We start from the raw sequence: 16,788 nt of genomic DNA on the forward strand, positions 1-16,788 counted from the left end.
TTCGTCTCCTTTATTAGGCACTTTGATAAGCTTGCACTACGGCGTCACCCCACAAATCTTCTATACCGTAATGATTACGTTTGTCCGTTTTGAAAATGTGTACCACCACATCTACAAAATCCAATAAAATCCATTCTCCATTGCCCTGGCCTTCTTTGCGCCAAGGATCTTGACCGAAAGCTTTGTAAACTTCTTCTTCGACACTGTTGGCAATGGCATTCACCTGTACATTGGAATCGGCATGGCAGATTACAAAATAATCGGAAACCGAACCGTTTACTTCTCGCATATCCAGTCGTACAATTTCGTTCCCTTTTTTCTCCTGCATCCCTAACACGACAATATCTGCCAGCTTCTCGGGCGATAACGATTTTTTGTTTTTACTCATTAAAAAATATTCTACTTTTGAAGCAAGTCACTCAATTTTATTCTTTTGCAAAATAACATATTTCCGGGAGATTTCGCCGACCAGAACATAATAATCGTAGAGGAAACCACATCTACGAACGACCTACTCAAAGCTCAAGCTTCAAATTTCACGCCACGCGATAATTTTACTGCCATTATGGCAAAACACCAAACGAATGGCCGTGGGCAACGTGACAACAGCTTCCACAGTGACGCGGAAAAGAGCTTAACGTTTAGCTTCATTTTGTTTCCTAAACAACTGTCAATCGCAGATGTTTTCATTATTCAAACATGGATTAGTTTAGGCGTATACGATTGGTTTCGACGATACACAGATGATGTTAAAATAAAATGGCCGAACGACATCATGTTAGGAGATAAAAAAACGTGTGGAATACTGATTGAAAACACGTTACAAGGCAAAACGGTTAAACACAGTATCGTCGGTATCGGGATTAACATCTTGCAAGAACAGTTTCCTAAAGACGTCGCGCAACGCGCCACTTCGCTAAAAACACATCAACCCAATTTACCCGAAAAAGGAATGCTCGAATATTGTCGGGAGCTAATGGTGTTTATTCGCCGACGTTACGAAATGCAATGGCATTCGCCCGAAGCGCTCCTAGCAGATTATAACGACAAATTGTATAAAAAGAATGTGGATGTATCCTTTAGGGCGGGCACAGAACGCTTTCGAGGTAAAATATTACATGCCGATTGTGATGGGATTTTACATATCGATGACGGGAAAGCCATCCAAACGTTCCGATTTAAAGAAGTATCGATCGAAGAAAATTTGTAAAACGCTATATTTGTCAGCAGAGTTAAACTAATCCGTTCTCGCACGGTCTATAAAAAGCAAAACACAATAAGATTTCAACAAGATGAAAAAGACCTTATTTGCATTCACACTATTATTCTTCGCTTTTTCGGCAGCATTTAGTCAAATTCACGAACCTGTAAAATGGAGCGTGGCGACGAAGAAGCTTAATAACAACGAAGCCGTTGTTTTTATTAAGGCGACCATTGAAAACGGATGGCATATTTACAGTATTTCCGTGCCAAGTGGTGGTCCGGTAGCTACATCATTCAACTTTGCAAAGTCAGCTGATTACACGCTGAATGGCAAAACGTTGGAACCAAAACCGAAATCTAAATACGAAGACGTATTTAAGATGGATGTTGCTTATCACAACGGCGAGGTAGTTTTCCAGCAAAAAGTAAAACTAAACAGCAAAAAACCGACTAAAATCTCCGGAACGGTCGACTTTATGTCTTGTGATAAAACAAGATGTTTGCCACCGGATGAATATAGCTTTGCTGTCACGATAAAATAACATCTGTGTAATTATCTTTATATAAAAGGCAGTCTTATCTGCCTTTTTTTTATTTTTACGACGTTTTCGAAATATTGATATGAAGCGCTTAATTCCTTTTTTTACCGTCCTTTATATTGTTTCCAGCGTATTCTTATCGGCAAATAGCCTTCAAGCGCAGGATACACTTATTCCATTTGATGATGTAGAATTTTCCGAGGCCCCAGCTGACGAAACAAGCGAAGAAATGGTAGAAGTTCCTTCCGATTTGCAATTCGAAGATGGTGAGGATACGACATCCGTGGCAGACCAAACTTCCGAAGAGCCGCAAAAGATTGCTGCACAAACGGACGAAAAGCAATCGCTTTGGGGTATTTTTATTGCTGGGCTACTAGGTGGTTTTGCGGCATTTATTATGCCTTGTATCTTCCCGATGGTTCCACTTACGGTGAGTTTTTTCACAAAACAATCGAAAAGTCGCGGAGCAGCCATTTCACAAGCTTTGCTATACGGTATTTTCATCATTGCTATCTACGTAGCGCTTGGAATGCTCATCACGATCACTTTCGGATCGGATGCACTGAACGCATTATCCACCAATGGCATATTTAACTTCTTTTTCTTCTTGCTTTTGGTGTTTTTCTCCGCATCCTTCTTTGGCGCCTTCGAATTGACCTTACCAAGTTCTTTTGTCAATAAAATCGATGCAAAATCGGATCAAGGCGGCTTCATCGGATTGTTCTTTATGGCCGCAAGCTTGGCTGTGGTTTCCTTTTCATGTACTGGGCCGATTATCGGCACATTGTTGGTTGAAGCAGCTTCGAAAGGCGAGCGCCTTGGCCCGGCTGTAGGAATGCTTGGTTTTGCGATTGCTCTAGCAATTCCATTTGTATTGTTCGCAGTATTTCCATCCATGTTGAAATCGATGCCAAAATCCGGCGGATGGTTAAATAGCGTGAAGATTGTACTGGCCTTTCTAGAACTAGCATTAGCGCTTAAATTCTTATCGAATGTGGATTTGGCTTACCATTGGAATTGGCTCGATCGCGAAGTTTTCCTATCATTATGGATTGCCATCTTCGGTTTGATGGGACTTTATTTGATTGGCAAAATTCGGTTCTCACACGATAGCCCTTTAGATCATCTTTCCGTACCACGTACGCTATTCGCTACAGTCGTATTTGCTTTCGTGGTGTATATGATTCCCGGACTTTGGGGTGCGCCATTGAAATCCATTTCAGCATTCTTACCTCCAAGCGCAACGCAGGATTTTGATTTGAGCACCGGAGTAGGACAAATTACGCCATCCGGTTCAGCTAATTCTGTCAAGAAAAAATATTACGAGATTTTCCACGAACGTGGTACTCCAAAAGGATTTGATCCTTATTACGATTACGAAGAAGCTTTAGCGGCAGCGAAAGAAGCAAACAAACCGGTATTAATCGATTTTACAGGATGGAATTGTGTAAATTGCCGCAAAATGGAAGCGAATGTGTGGACCGATCCAAAGGTTGCGCAAATTTTGCGTGAGGAGTTCGTGATGGCAGAGTTATTCGTTGACGATCGGACGGAGCTTCCAAAGGGTGAGCAGTACAAATCTACCTACAGCGGAAAACAGATAAAAACGATCGGCAATAAATGGAGTGATTTCCAAGCAGATCGTTTCAACAGCAATTCACAACCGCTGTATGTGATTGTAGATACAGAAGGTAAAGTGTTAATTCCACCGAGCGGAGCAAACTACGATATCGGTAGCTATGCGGCGTATTTACAGAGCGGAATTGATGCTTTTAAAGCCGGCAAATAATCTTGTGTATGCAGGTTATTGCCTTTTAAACATTTTTTGATGAGTCAAATTAAAAATATAGGAGTATTGACATCTGGAGGAGATTCTCCGGGAATGAATGCAGGTATTCGTGCGGTAATTCGTACGGGTATTTATCATGGTTTGAACATGTTCGGCGTGCGCCGTGGATATGATGGCTTGGTAAACAAAGACATCTTTGCGATGGACGCCAAATCTGTTGCAAATATTATCCAACGCGGCGGTACAGTATTGAAAACAGCGCGCAGCGATGAATTCCGCACGTATGAAGGCCGTAAAAAAGCGTACGAAAATCTAAAAGATTTTGGCATCGATGCTTTGGTGGTGATCGGTGGCGATGGAACTTTTACGGGCGCTTCTAAATTTATTGAAGAATTCGATATTCCAATTATCGGTATGCCTGGAACGATCGATAATGATCTAGCCGGAACAGATTTTACGATTGGTTATGATACGGCGATCAACACGGTAGTGGACGCGGTGGATAAAATCCGTGACACGGCAGAATCTCACGATCGCGTGTTCGTTGTGGAAGTGATGGGTCGCGATTCTGGTCTAATTGCTTTGCGTTCTGGCATTAGTACCGGTGCAGAAGCGGTGTTGATTCCAGAATTAAAAGTGGATTACGATGCGATTATGAAACGTTTGGACAAATCACGTTCGAACAAATCATCACGTATTATCATCGTGGCTGAAGGTGATGACGAAGGCGGTTTAGTTGTCGCGGATAAAATCAAAGAAAGCTTCCCGCACTACGATGTTCGCGTTTCTATCTTAGGACATATCCAGCGTGGCGGTAAACCAACTTGTATGGACCGCGTTTTGGCAAGCCGATTGGGCGTAGCAGCTGTGGAAGGATTGATTGAAGGTCGCCGAGGCGAAATGGCCGGATTGATTTGTGGACAGATTCAATACACACCGTTTGAGAAAGCCATCAAGCACATCAAACAAGTAAATGATAACCTAACACGCATCGTTGAGATTTTATCGTTGTAATGCGTGTTTTAGGAATTTTAAAACGGGTCGGTTTAGTGAATAAGCCGACCCGTTTTGATTTGAGATGGATAGCTTAATAGCTCCATGGGAACCAATTTGAATCCTAATAAACATACACAAAGTCCGAATTTAATACATCGCCAAAAAACAAAATAAATTAGTTGCTTCAATAAAGTCATAGCAATAGGAAACTTAAAAGTTTTGGCGTAGTTTTGTTGAAAATTTCACCCTAATGACCAGAGCCTTCATCATTCTTACCCTATCCATTCTTTATACTGTTGCGTGTTACGCCCAAGAAATACTTCCTCAAAACAAAGCAAGCTTGGATGTTTTTGTAACCGGGTTGTATATAAGCAGAGAACAACCTATTGCAAAAAATCAGTCGGCAGAATTAGGCGTGGGAATGATGGCTGATTATTTTATAGGTTCTGATGTCAAAATACATGTACGCCCATCAGCAAGATTATCTTACGCATACTACTACGATAGGTTGCGAAGAACTGAGAAACAAAGAAATACGGATTTAAATAGTGGAAATATAATCGGAGCGGATTTCATAACAGGCTTTCACGTTTTGAATGGAGCTGCTGAAAGGTCGAACTTCGTTTATCTCATTTCGCCGTTTTGGGGCTTAAATCGCCAGCTTGGGAAATCGAAGATTCAATATCACTTTAAAGTTGGCCCTGCAATAGCGTCGAAATCAATCTCGAACGATGGGATCGGAATTTACGTGAATACCGGATTTGCTTATTGTTTCTAGGAAAAATGTTGGCAAAATTTGTTTGATAAAACATTTAAATCGAATCAAGAATACGAGAATGGAACATCTAATCTATTAGCAACTGTCGAGACTCTTGGAGATTGCTTTAGGTTCGCAAGGATGTCGCAATTTATTTCTCCAAAAACTCATATAAATAAACCCCGAAACATTTCAAAATTCCTATAAACAAAAAAAGCATCAATTTCTTGATGCTTTGGGTGTGGAGGATACTGGGTTCGAACCAGTGACCCCCTGCTTGTAAGGCAGGTGCTCTGAACCAGCTGAGCTAATCCTCCGAATCTTTGGTGGAGAATACTGGGTTCGAACCAGTGACCCCCTGCTTGTAAGGCAGGTGCTCTGAACCAGCTGAGCTAATTCTCCTTTTGCGATTGCGTGTGCAAATATAGGTCTAAATTCCGACTTTCAAAACAATTCACAGATATTTCATAAATAAAATATCCATCCATCGGATTATCAGCGAGATAAATTTTCGATCATTTTTCCCAAATCGGCTTGTAGCGCGCTCACATGTGCCGTTCTTGGCAACAGTATACTTTCTGATTGCGGAGCGCGTTCTACGTTGTTTGTGGCTACCGATAATCCGACAGTAAGTGAATTTAACCGATACGCGAGTGAATGAAATTCGTAGAAACTACTCCAGTTTCGCTTTCTGCTTCCGGGTTCTCGGCGCACCTGATCCAACGCTGCCGAATAGCTAGCCAAAGCACCATGCGCCATTTTCCGCGCCAAGCGCATATCATTCGATTCTACATTTGTTCCGCGCGTGCGATCCATTACCAAATCGACATACTGTTCACTTTTAACCACGACATCCTCAGCCAATGCTAACAAATTTCGACTTTGTCGAACAGGAATAAAAAACCAACCGAGAAAGGCCAATAAACAGCCGATCAGCGTAAAAACAACCCGACTTCCTAAAATATCCGCTATACCACCTTCATAAACATGCAAAGCTATCACAATTGCAGGAGTTAGACTCATCACGCTCAACATATAATCAATACGGTTAAAGAAAAAGAATCCGAACAAACCAAACATGGCTAAAAGCAACAGAATTCCTGGCGAAGGCAGAAGTAATATAAATAGGAAGCCAATGGAAACGCCTAATAAAGTACCAACTATGCGCTGGCTGTTTCGACGGTTTGTGATCGCATAGCTTGGTCGCGCTACCACCACCAAGGTAATCAAGATCCAATACGTGTAATGGTATTCCGGCAAGAATAATCCGATCGTTCCTCCGATTCCAAAAAGTAAGGCCAAACGAAGTGCAAATGGAAAAATCGCATTTCTAAAAGAAAACTGCTTGCGAATTGCCGAAAATCCTTTTGGCGTAGCATGTACAAAACTTTCATACCGAAAACGCTCGACAACGCTATCAGTTCGTCCTTCCTCCCTCAACACAGTTCGTACACGCTGAATACACGCCAAAATATGTTCCGTATTCCTAATTGTTGCGCGCAAAATCTCCCCATCGTCGTTCGACATATTATTTACAACCTCAGAAAGCCGTGCTAGAATATGTTGAATTTCGTGATCCTTCGATATACGTTTGGACAACCGCAAACTTCCGGCACTTTTCCACGACAGATAATCGACCTCATCCGCTAATAGCAGGATCATCGCGCGAATTTGCGGCAATACATCATAAAGCATCAGTCGTTGTCGAATAGCATCATAATCGTGATCTAATGCCGTTAGCAACTCGTAAAGATCGGTAACACCAAGAATTTGCTGTAACCAAAATTTTCCTGTTTTTGATTGCGGATCGATTAATCGACGCTCTCGTAATAGCAATGAACGCACATGTTCCTGTTGTTCACTGACGACCAAATGCAAATTCCCTAATTGTTTATAAGCATCTTCCAAGGAGATCTGATCATCATAAAACTGTGCTTTGTTTCTGAGCAGAATCGACATTCGATGGTAGCTATCAGCCATGGCGTAACGCAAAGATCGATAAGGGAAAAGCAACGCCTGCAACATGCTTATACCAAAATAAACACTTACTCCAGCACCAATATACAATGCATATTTAAGCGGATTTTCGGGCCATAACCCCACCGTAAACGTTACTAACACTAGCCCCATTAATCCTATTGCAGAGAATCGTGCGCCGTAAACCGCAATCATGGTAAAACTGAATGCAGCGACCACTAACCAAACGATCAGTGAGAAAGGGAGCGCCAAAGAGCTGGCTGTAATGAACGCAGTAAGACTAAATAACGGAATCGTCCAAAGTGCAGAAATCCATTTATCTCGACGAGTACCCGGCAAATCGGTCAACGATGCAAACAAACATCCCAGCCCGAGCAAAACACCTTCTTCCAAATGTCCGTAATAAAATAGCAGTAAACCCGGTAAAACCGTAGCCAACGTATTTCTTAAAGCATCGCTTCCGTGTTCTCCAAAAATAAATAAGTGAAAATTATTAAAAACAAATTTATGTTTCGACTTAGTTAATAATCGTGAAATAAAATTCTGAATATTTATCATTTGATCGCAAAAGTACACATCTTACTACAATATTCTAGCCAGCTGTGGGGCAGATGTAGTAAATATGACTTAATACTTGAAAATCAGGCAGTGATAGAAATGCTAATCGTAGAATTTCCAAGAAATACCGAAGCGAACGTTTGCATCTTGCATTGGATACCTTCTCACGGTGTAATATCCGTTTGGATAGAAGTTTTGGTTAAGGAAATTATAGCTAATAAATAGGTTCACGCGTTTGATGTTGGCGGTAGCCCAAACATCAAAAATCGGATAGGTTGAGAATTCAATATCGGTGTTTGCATTGTAAAACTGTCCGGCGTTTAGCGCATAAGAAGGATTACGAAACGGCGTATTCATCCTTGCATCCAATCCCAATCGGAAATCTAACACTTCACTCAAGATATCCGCGTAATAGAAACTATGCCACGTGTACAATTCGGGAACTGCCAAAATATCCATAGCATCCGATTTCTGATAAACCACCCGATTGTCTAAATGAAACTTACGGAAGTTAAAGTTCTGTGACAGCGTCAACTTCAACATATTCAAGGAGCCATGTTGCGAAGGCGTGATTTGTCGATTTAATGCTGGCAAATCATCCGGATTATCCACTTCTCGGAAATATAAAAAGCCATTCATCAAGAAATATTCTGCTTTACCCGAGAAACCCAGCTTCGGATTGACATACGCAAAAGACAAATTTTGGGTTTTCGTATTATTGAAATTGGTATTCTCCGGTCGCCATTGATGATACGACAGGTTGGCACGTTGGAAGATCATTTCGGGCGATTTATTTTGCGTATAAGCGCCGATTTGAATTTGACCGAGATTATCCCCTGCTGAAAGATTGGCTTGCGCTTCGTATAAGAAATCGCCAAAGTTTTCCCCTAAGATAATTTGATTAACGCCTAAACTCACATCCAAACGATCAGAAAACTGATAACCGAGCTTTCCTTTTACCATGCTATTTTGAAAGAATGTGCGATACGTAGTATCATTTGTGGATACTAAATCGTTAAATCCGCCTTGCCTACTTTCTCCATACCAAATCAAATCATTCTGAAAACCTAAATCTAATTTGATTTCGTTTGCTAAAGAAGGACTGCGTAAATAAAAGCTGTACGAAAAATCGTTGGTCAATGTGGTTACGCTGGTCGTATCACCCACCAAATCCATATTATTCAGCGGGAAAACACCATAAGCATCCGCTTCATTTTTGAAAAACAAATATCGACGATTGCGCAGATAAGTATTATGCGCGACCACATTGGTTGGCCGAACTTCCATTTCCGGCAAATTCTTGTTGATCGTATCAATCCTTCCCAAATAATACGATTGGCGCATGAAAAAACCAATATCCTTCCATTTGTTCCGCGGCCGATTGGCGTTGGTTTGCGCCAACTTCGGCAATTCACTCTGCGAACCTCTACTTCCCTCGGTATCTATGAATACCCGATCGTTCACAATCGAGCCGTTTTCCGATGCATCCAAGGTGTTAAACGTGAAGTTCGTCAAGAGATTGTAACGCAAATTCGGTGATTCGTACCAAGAAAAAACACTTCCCTTTCGATCGCTATATTGCTGGTTTTGATAAAATCCATCGGTATTGGCAGCATTATATTCCGCACCAATATTCAATCGAGAATGAACGTTTTGCGCCAATTTTGCACGAAAGATTTGATCATCAAAGAAAAAACCTACTGCATAAAGCTCCGAATACCGCGCTCGGGCTCGATAATATTGCACCGAATCGGCCTTGATGAGATACCGTTCTAGGCCGTAATAACCGGGTTGAAACCCGATGCTTTTATTCGGGTTGAACAATAAATCTCGTGTCGCTAATCCATACGACCCGAGATGGATGGACGGATTCCAAGGAAGATTTTGTTTGTTGTAGTACTGAAAATTGTGGTGAGTCGTATCAATCTGAAAAGTTTGCGTGCGTTGTTTTAGCGCAGCTAGTGTGGTATAGCGCACATATCTCGCCGAAAACGTAACCGAATCCTTTTTGTTGTCCTCCGCCAAACGAGCTGAATCCAATTCGGAGCTAAAATCTTCCTGCGCAAACGTAACTGCAGACAAACTGCACAAAACAAACAACAAAAGAAACCGCCTCAACAACAATATCATCTTTTAATAGCTACCGACAAATTGCCACAAAAATACATCTAATGCCCCAAATTATTGCAAGACAATCAGTTCTTTTAACAATGTCGTCAACTTTGGTTCTGCTTCCGCAGCAATGGCGACAATTTCTTCCAGTGATACAGGTTGCAAGTCCGCATGAAAACCCTCATCCGTAACCACCGATATTGCACAGACGGGCAACGACATGTGATTGGCAACAATCACTTCCGGAACGGTACTCATCCCCACAATATCTCCGCCAATGATACGCATGTATCGATATTCCGCACGTGTTTCCAAATTGGGACCAGAAGCGGCGACGTAAACCGCTTTATGCGTTCTGTAACCTAATTCATTAGCAATCTTTGTGGATTGTTGAATCATCTTTTCATCGTATGGGCGACTCATATCAGGGAAACGTGGACCGAAATCACTATTATTTCCACCACGAAGCGGATTATCAGGCAAAAGATTAATATGATCTTCAATAATCCCCAAATCGCCTTTCTTAATCTCAGGATTTAACGATCCAGAAGCATTAGAAAGAAACAATTTCTGTATCCCCAAAAGCTTCATGATACGAATTGGAAATGTGATTTCCTGCATATCATATCCTTCATAATAATGCAATCTTCCTTGCATTGCTACAACACGTCGACCATTCAGCTCACCAAAAACGAGTTTCCCAGAATGGAATTCAACGGTCGATATCGGAAAGTTCGGAATATTGGCATACATCAATTGATGAGCGATGGTAATTTCGTTAACCAACTTACCCAATCCTGTACCCAACACAATTCCGAATTCTGGCTCAAAATCGCCGATCTTCCGTCGGATATATGTTAATGTTTCGTTGTAGCTATCGTGCATTTGTGATGCTCTATTATTATGTGAAATAAATGGGGATTGATCTTCTACTGGAAACCCTTCCTTCTATCGTTGTGGAACAATTTCTCGTTCGCTGGTTTGCTCTGGAACTTTTCCCGGTGAGGTAAGCAATAGTAATAAGAAAGTGAGCAAACCATTATAAATAATTAGTTCGAAACCTACCTTGTAACTTCCTAAATCAAACAGATAATTCGTGTTGATAACTAAATAAATAATCGTTGGAGAAACCAAACTGATCCAGGGAACAAGTTGATCGCGAACGCGCATTTTAGTAAGAATCCCGAAAGCGAATAATCCCAGAAGTGGACCATACGTATAACCTGCTGCTGTAAAAATCGCATTTACCACAGAATCATCATTGACAATCCGGAATACCATAATTACGACCAACATAATCACCGAAAAACCGGCATGAACATAATTCCTTTGACGAATCAATTGCGGTGCATTCGGATCAGCTTTCTTGTTAAAAGCTAAGAAATCGACACAGAAAGAAGTTGTAAGCGCTGTCAATGCGGAATCGGTCGTAGCGAACGTTGCTGCAGTCAATCCGAGCATAAAAATAATGCCCGGTAGCACGGTCAGGTAATTTAGGGCAATCTCCGGATATAAGTAATCTGGTGTACGCAAAGCGGTCAGATCAATTTGATTTTTTGCAGCATAAATGTAAAGCAACGCGCCGACGCAAAGGAAAAACAGATTGATGACAATGAAAATTCCGGTGAAGGTCAGCATATTCTTTTGTGCTTCGCCGATGGTACGCATGCTTAGATTTTTTTGCATCAAATCCTGATCTAATCCTGTCATGGCGATCGTAACGAAAGCGCCACCAATAATGTGTTTCCACAAATGATTGCGCGATCCGAGAAAATCTTCCATCACCCAAATCTGCGCATAGGAACTTTGCTTAACCGTTTCGAATGCTTCCAACAAGGAAATACCCAAACCATCCGCCATAAAATAAATGGACAAAACCACCGCAAGCAATAGGAAAAATGTTTGCAACATATCCGTAATGATGATGGTTTTCAAACCGCCTTTGTTGGTGTACAACCAAATCAGCAGCAAACACATCGCTATCGTAACGATAAACGGCACATTCCAAGCATCAAAGATGAACTTCTGCAAGATAATCGCTACCAAATACAGACGAAAGGCCGAACCGATTGTACGCGAAATCAAGAAAATCATTGCACCAGTTTTATAGCTTTTCACGCCTAAACGCTCCTCGAGATAGGTGTAAATCGATGTTAAGTTGAGACGATAATATAGCGGAAGCAATACGTACGCGATCAGTACAAACCCCAATGCATTCCCCAAGACAAATTGGAAATAGCTAAAATTATTTGCACCGACGGCCCCGGGAACGGAAATAAAAGTTACACCCGAAAGTGCCGTTCCTATCATACCGAAAGCAACCATGTACCATTTTGCATTTCTATTGGCCACAAAGAATGTGGAATTATCGGAAGATTTTTTCGAAGTAAAATGCGCGATAGAAAGCAATACGCCGAAATAGGCGATCAAAAAACAAAGGAGAATAATAGGCGACATAATGGCGAGATATTATTGATTGGATAAATGTTCCACATGGTCAACTGCGGCTCGGACACTACCGTAACGCAACAATAGTTCCCGTGCAATTTCCTCGTTCTTCCCAGTTTGCTCCATCACCATTTGAACGCCACGTTCGACCAATTTGTGGTTGGAAAGCTGCATATCAACCATTCTATTTCCTTTGACACGACCAAGCTTAATCATCACGGCCGTGCTTAACATATTCAAAACAAGCTTTTGCGCTGTCCCGGATTTCATTCGGGTGGAACCGGTGACGAATTCAGGGCCAACAATCACTTCTATCGGAAACTGCGCTTCAGCAGCGATCGGCGACCCCGAATTGCAAACGATGCAACCCGTAACCAAACCTTCCGCATTCGCTCGCTTTAGCCCGCCGATTACATACGGCGTAGTTCCAGAAGCGGCAATTCCCACCAAAACATCTTTATCGGTGATATTATACTCCAATAAATCCTGCCAAGCTTGCTCCGCATCATCTTCCGCATTTTCGACAGCGCGACGAATTGCTGTATCTCCTCCCGCAATCAAACCCATAATCCAATCGTGGGGAACACCGAACGTCGGCGGACATTCCGAAGCATCCAAAATGCCTAAGCGACCGCTCGTTCCTGCGCCGATGTAAAACATCCGACCGCCATCATTCATCTTTGCCACGACCGCATCTACCAAGCGCTCAATCTGCGGAATTTGCTGCGCTACTGCATCGGCAACCGATCGATCTTCCTGATTAATTCCCGAAAGAATTTCGGAGGTCGACATTTGATCAAGATGTTGATGGTTAGATTCTTTTTCGGTTGTTCTTATCATAAATGGATTACTAAAATTCGTTAATTAACACATCAGAATTACTTATTCGAAATCTGGGTACAGCAAGTATTTTTTTCGCATTGTTTTGTAGGCGTCAAGCTCCGGTTTCCAGGATGCTCGGATTTCATCTTCCGACAAACCTTGCACAATTTGCTTTCTTAAAACATCCGTTCCAGCAAGTTGGTCGAAGAATTCCGGGCGTGCGAAGAACTTCGATTTATCGGGCATTTTTTTGTAAAAATCCAACACATATTTCAGCGTAAATTGCTGCTGATCGGGATCGACATCACGAAGATCAATGCCGTAATTCGTTTGATCTTTTCCTTCCACATGTTTACTCATGCCCGATTTTTCTCCCGGAACAAAATGAAAATCACCAAAGATTACATCCGGATAGCCGACCACTTGAAATGGCCAATCCGTGCCCCGACCAATAGAAAAATCAGTGGCTTCGAACAAGCACAGCGAGGAATACAGTCTGACGGAAAGATAATTTGGTAAGCTAGGCGACGGAATTACAGGCAATTCATAGCGTGTGCTATGTGTGTATTCCTGAACCGGAATTACCGTCAGATCACAGGTTCGGTTATTTTCCAACCATTTTTCGCCGTTAATCATTTTTGCTAACTCACCGATCGTCAAACCATGCACCATCGCAATTTTATGGAAAGAAACATTAGTTTTGAATTTATCGCTTGAACGCACTGGTCCATCAACTTGGTCACCACAAGGATTTGGTCTGTCCAAGACAATCAACAGTTTATTGTGCTTCGCACAAAGCTCCATGACACGATGCAAAGAAGTGATGTAGGTATAAAAACGGGCGCCAACATCCTGTAAATCGAAAATCATGACATCAATGCTTTGCACAATTTCATCTTGCTTCTCGTTGCCACCGTACAAGCTGTGCAACGGCAATTTGGTTTTTGCATCTACTTCATTATCGACCTTTTCGCCCCGTTCGATTTCTCCTCGAAAACCATGTTCGGGAGCAAAAACGAATTTAAGGTCAACTTTTTCTGCCAACAAGTAATCCGCCAAATGTATCAAGCTATCGCCGACAACGGAAGTTTGATTGGCCATCAATCCGACCTTCTTTCCTTTCAATAACGGCAAATAGGCTTCGGTTTGATCAGCACCTGTCAACAACTTTGCGACCTCCGTTTTTACCGAATCTGTCGTCGGCAAATCTCCATCAGCCGTAGGCTTATTCGATTTCGGCGAACAGCTTACCTGCAACCAAGCAGTTAAGCACACAAAGAGAATGATTCGGCGGATATGCATCGTTTATAGTTTTTACGTTCGGGTAGTATGCTCTAAAGATATTAAAACCTGTTCGTATTTGCGAATCGAGCCGAAGGCGAAAACCAACTCAAATTATTTCACGTCGTACGCAACGTAATCGCTTCCATTGCCAATCCGATCAATGGCTTGCACCGCAATAACTTTCAAGGCCTGTCCATCTTTCTTCGGAGAAAACTCAAACGAGGTAATATCTTGATCGTAGATTTTGTATTCCCAACGATTACCATATTGTGCGAAAACCACCCAATGGTTAACCTTTTCCGGAGCGCGATGTTGCCATTTCGAAAATATGCTTCCCGATTTCTCTTTCGTCAACAACAAGGTTGGCGTTTCTAATTGCTCCGTTTGCAACCAAGGCGAAGCAGGCACCAAAGCTTTCTCCTTATATGGTCCATTTGCCAATGCACTTACCATAGCCGGACTTTTCGTCAAACCGGCAATGCTCCAGTGGATTACACCTTGGCTATTCGGCAGTATCTCGCGTGCCAATTCCACCTGACGCACAATTTCTGTCGGGCGATCCGCGGTGCGCACTTCGACCGTATTCAATCCTGGCCACAAATGGCGGTTATGGCGATTCTCTGATTGCCACCAGCGCAATAACGCCGGAAAACTTTGACGTGGTGGATCAATCGCCCAATATAATTGCGGAGCAAAATAATCCACCCAACCTTCATTCAACCACAATTTTGCATCCGCATATAACTCATCATATTGTGAAGAACCCGTAATTCCAGCCGGATACCCCGGCTTCCAAATCCCGAACGGACTCAAACCAAATTTCACATGTTTCTTTTCTGCTTTTATTTCACCATACACGCGTTTGATGAAACGATTGACATGATCTCTCCGCCAATCCGCACGCGAAAGATTTCCTCCGCTTTGGCGATAAGCATTCCAGGTTCTATTATCCGGAAAATCCGCTCCACCGTTATAGGTAGCATACGGATAGAAATAATCGTCGAAATGAACGCCGTCAATATCGTAACGTTTTACAATATCGCGCACCACTGCAGAAGCGTGATCTTGCGTTGTTTGATCGGCAGGATCAAACCAATAGGTGCCGTTTTTTAAACGAACCGTGTTATCAGGAAACTTGCGGACCGATGATGCAGAACTTACGCTTCCGCCGGAACTATGATGCGCGCGGTATGGATTTAACCAAACGTGCAATTCCATACCACGTTTGTGCGCTTCTTCCACCCAAAATTCTAACGGATCGTAATAAGGATAAGGTTTTCTTCCGGTTTCTCCGGTTAAGAAATACGACCAAGGTTCCAAATTGGAATTATATAGCGCATCCGCCGAAGGACGAACTTGAAAAATCACTGCATTGAAATTATTGGATTGCAATAAGTTTAGCAAAGAAATGGCTTCGCGCTTTTGCTCTTCGGTCGATAAATTATTTTTCGATGGCCAATTGATATTCGCTACCGTAGCAATCCAAGCTGCACGAAATTCGCGATTTACCGCCGGCAACTGCACACGAATTGGTTGGGGAACGGGCTTTTCAGCAACCTTTGTTTCTTTTACCACTTCCGCCGCACGATCTGTTTTCACAACTGTTGCCTCTTTCGGACCTTCGGTTTCTGGTTGCTCTTCCGCAACTCCAGTTACCTGCGTATTCGGCCGTACCAACACTTTATTTCGCCGATTTTTGCTTCCACAAGCAAACAACAGCACCATCATCACCATTACCCCAGCAAGAATTCCAACGTATCGCCTCATATACAAAAAGTTCATAACAAGCAAAACTACGGTTTTATCTACCAAAAATTTCAGTTTTTTCTTACGGTGTCGTACTTTAGCATTAGGCATTGCGCCTATCATCATTCACGAACTTCAAGAAACAGATCATGTCCGAAAAAAAGATTTTTAACACCGATGCAGCACCGAAAGCGATTGGCCCATACAACCAAGCAGTTCAAGCAGGAAACACCTTATATGTTTCTGGACAAATCGCACTGATTCCAGAAACCATGCAATTGGTAGCGACGGGAGTGGAAGATGAAACACACCAGGTGTTGAAAAACGTATCCACGATTCTCGCGCATGCTGGATACAGCTTTCAGGATGTCGTCAAAACATCCATTTTTATCAGCAGCATGGATGATTTCACCATTATCAACGACGTTTACGCACAGTATTTTGTAGACAATCAGCCGGCGCGCGAAACGGTAGCTGTGAAAACGCTTCCGAAAAATGTGAACGTGGAGATTTCGGTAATTGCTTGGAAAGAATCCGTTTAATCCGCGCTCGATTTT

The 16,788-nt window shown here is 42.3% G+C and carries 14 protein-coding genes and 2 tRNA genes; 6 read left to right on the forward strand and 10 right to left on the reverse strand.

Annotated elements, in window-relative coordinates:
* Positions 1-13: 13 nt before the first annotated feature.
* Entirely contained in the window at positions 14-388 is a 375-nt protein-coding gene (gene rsfS, locus ACFSQ3_RS04350; protein ID WP_380867855.1) for a ribosome silencing factor, read from the reverse strand.
* A gap of 45 nt (positions 389-433) precedes the next feature.
* Here rsfS and ACFSQ3_RS04355 point away from each other — a divergent pair, with 45 nt between their 5' ends.
* The 5 genes from ACFSQ3_RS04355 (at position 434) to ACFSQ3_RS04375 (ending at position 5,305) form a co-directional block, all read left to right on the forward strand.
* Positions 434-1,210, forward strand: coding sequence for a biotin--[acetyl-CoA-carboxylase] ligase (locus ACFSQ3_RS04355; RefSeq protein WP_380867857.1), 777 nt, complete (start codon positions 434-436; stop codon positions 1,208-1,210).
* 82 nt (positions 1,211-1,292) lie between these two features.
* Positions 1,293-1,745, forward strand: a complete 453-nt coding sequence (locus tag ACFSQ3_RS04360) for a protein-disulfide reductase DsbD domain-containing protein (RefSeq protein WP_380867858.1) — start codon at positions 1,293-1,295, stop codon at positions 1,743-1,745.
* 79 nt (positions 1,746-1,824) lie between these two features.
* Positions 1,825-3,531: a protein-disulfide reductase DsbD family protein gene (locus ACFSQ3_RS04365; RefSeq protein WP_380867861.1), complete on the forward strand. Its 1,707-nt coding sequence runs from the start codon at positions 1,825-1,827 to the stop codon at positions 3,529-3,531.
* A gap of 39 nt (positions 3,532-3,570) precedes the next feature.
* On the forward strand, positions 3,571-4,545 hold the full coding sequence (gene pfkA / locus ACFSQ3_RS04370; RefSeq protein ID WP_380867863.1) for a 6-phosphofructokinase: 975 nt from the start codon (positions 3,571-3,573) through the stop codon (positions 4,543-4,545).
* 232 nt (positions 4,546-4,777) lie between these two features.
* A complete protein-coding gene (locus tag ACFSQ3_RS04375) occupies positions 4,778-5,305 on the forward strand; it encodes a hypothetical protein (RefSeq protein WP_380867864.1) in 528 nt (175 codons plus the stop codon).
* Between the two features lie 221 nt (positions 5,306-5,526).
* Here the strand turns inward: ACFSQ3_RS04375 and ACFSQ3_RS04380 are convergent.
* The 9 genes from ACFSQ3_RS04380 to ACFSQ3_RS04420 form a co-directional block, all read right to left on the reverse strand.
* Positions 5,527-5,601 (reverse strand) — tRNA-Val (locus ACFSQ3_RS04380).
* 7 nt (positions 5,602-5,608) lie between these two features.
* Positions 5,609-5,686 (reverse strand) — tRNA-Val (locus ACFSQ3_RS04385).
* A 93-nt stretch (positions 5,687-5,779) separates the two neighbouring features.
* Entirely contained in the window at positions 5,780-7,699 is a 1,920-nt protein-coding gene (locus tag ACFSQ3_RS04390; RefSeq protein WP_380867865.1) for an FUSC family protein, read from the reverse strand.
* Positions 7,700-7,921: 222 nt separating this feature from the next.
* Positions 7,922-9,901 carry a putative porin gene (locus ACFSQ3_RS04395; RefSeq protein ID WP_380867867.1) on the reverse strand — a complete coding sequence of 660 codons (1,980 nt, stop codon included), beginning with the start codon at positions 9,899-9,901 and terminating at the stop codon, positions 7,922-7,924.
* A gap of 99 nt (positions 9,902-10,000) precedes the next feature.
* Entirely contained in the window at positions 10,001-10,816 is an 816-nt protein-coding gene (locus tag ACFSQ3_RS04400) for a purine-nucleoside phosphorylase (RefSeq protein WP_380867868.1), read from the reverse strand.
* Between the two features lie 63 nt (positions 10,817-10,879).
* On the reverse strand, positions 10,880-12,388 hold the full coding sequence (locus tag ACFSQ3_RS04405; RefSeq protein WP_380867870.1) for a sodium:solute symporter: 1,509 nt from the start codon (positions 12,386-12,388) through the stop codon (positions 10,880-10,882).
* A 12-nt stretch (positions 12,389-12,400) separates the two neighbouring features.
* A complete protein-coding gene (murQ, locus tag ACFSQ3_RS04410; RefSeq protein WP_380867872.1) occupies positions 12,401-13,219 on the reverse strand; it encodes an N-acetylmuramic acid 6-phosphate etherase in 819 nt (272 codons plus the stop codon).
* A gap of 42 nt (positions 13,220-13,261) precedes the next feature.
* Positions 13,262-14,503, reverse strand: coding sequence for an exo-beta-N-acetylmuramidase NamZ family protein (locus tag ACFSQ3_RS04415; protein ID WP_380867875.1), 1,242 nt, complete (start codon positions 14,501-14,503; stop codon positions 13,262-13,264).
* Positions 14,504-14,596: 93 nt separating this feature from the next.
* Positions 14,597-16,252, reverse strand: coding sequence for a glycoside hydrolase family 10 protein (locus ACFSQ3_RS04420; protein WP_380867876.1), 1,656 nt, complete (start codon positions 16,250-16,252; stop codon positions 14,597-14,599).
* A gap of 128 nt (positions 16,253-16,380) precedes the next feature.
* Between ACFSQ3_RS04420 and ACFSQ3_RS04425 the strand changes: the two genes are divergently transcribed.
* Positions 16,381-16,773, forward strand: coding sequence for a Rid family detoxifying hydrolase (locus tag ACFSQ3_RS04425; protein WP_380867879.1), 393 nt, complete (start codon positions 16,381-16,383; stop codon positions 16,771-16,773).
* The last annotated feature ends 15 nt before the right edge of the window (positions 16,774-16,788 follow it).

The sequence above is a fragment of the Sphingobacterium corticis genome (genome assembly GCF_042684745.1).
Lineage (GTDB): Bacteria > Bacteroidota > Bacteroidia > Sphingobacteriales > Sphingobacteriaceae > Sphingobacterium > Sphingobacterium corticis.

What these genes read in the sequence shown, in the direction of transcription:
- rsfS (WP_380867855.1), bottom strand. Translation starts at nt 388, where the DNA reads ATGAGTAAAAACAAAAAATCGTTATCGCCCGAGAAGCTGGCAGATATT.
- ACFSQ3_RS04360 (WP_380867858.1), top strand. Translation starts at nt 1,293, where the DNA reads ATGAAAAAGACCTTATTTGCATTCACACTATTATTCTTCGCTTTTTCG.
- ACFSQ3_RS04365 (WP_380867861.1), top strand. Translation starts at nt 1,825, where the DNA reads ATGAAGCGCTTAATTCCTTTTTTTACCGTCCTTTATATTGTTTCCAGC.
- pfkA (WP_380867863.1), top strand. Translation starts at nt 3,571, where the DNA reads ATGAGTCAAATTAAAAATATAGGAGTATTGACATCTGGAGGAGATTCT.
- ACFSQ3_RS04375 (WP_380867864.1), top strand. Translation starts at nt 4,778, where the DNA reads ATGACCAGAGCCTTCATCATTCTTACCCTATCCATTCTTTATACTGTT.
- ACFSQ3_RS04400 (WP_380867868.1), bottom strand. Translation starts at nt 10,816, where the DNA reads ATGCACGATAGCTACAACGAAACATTAACATATATCCGACGGAAGATC.
- ACFSQ3_RS04405 (WP_380867870.1), bottom strand. Translation starts at nt 12,388, where the DNA reads ATGTCGCCTATTATTCTCCTTTGTTTTTTGATCGCCTATTTCGGCGTA.
- murQ (WP_380867872.1), bottom strand. Translation starts at nt 13,219, where the DNA reads ATGATAAGAACAACCGAAAAAGAATCTAACCATCAACATCTTGATCAA.
- ACFSQ3_RS04415 (WP_380867875.1), bottom strand. Translation starts at nt 14,503, where the DNA reads ATGCATATCCGCCGAATCATTCTCTTTGTGTGCTTAACTGCTTGGTTG.
- ACFSQ3_RS04420 (WP_380867876.1), bottom strand. Translation starts at nt 16,252, where the DNA reads ATGAGGCGATACGTTGGAATTCTTGCTGGGGTAATGGTGATGATGGTG.
- ACFSQ3_RS04425 (WP_380867879.1), top strand. Translation starts at nt 16,381, where the DNA reads ATGTCCGAAAAAAAGATTTTTAACACCGATGCAGCACCGAAAGCGATT.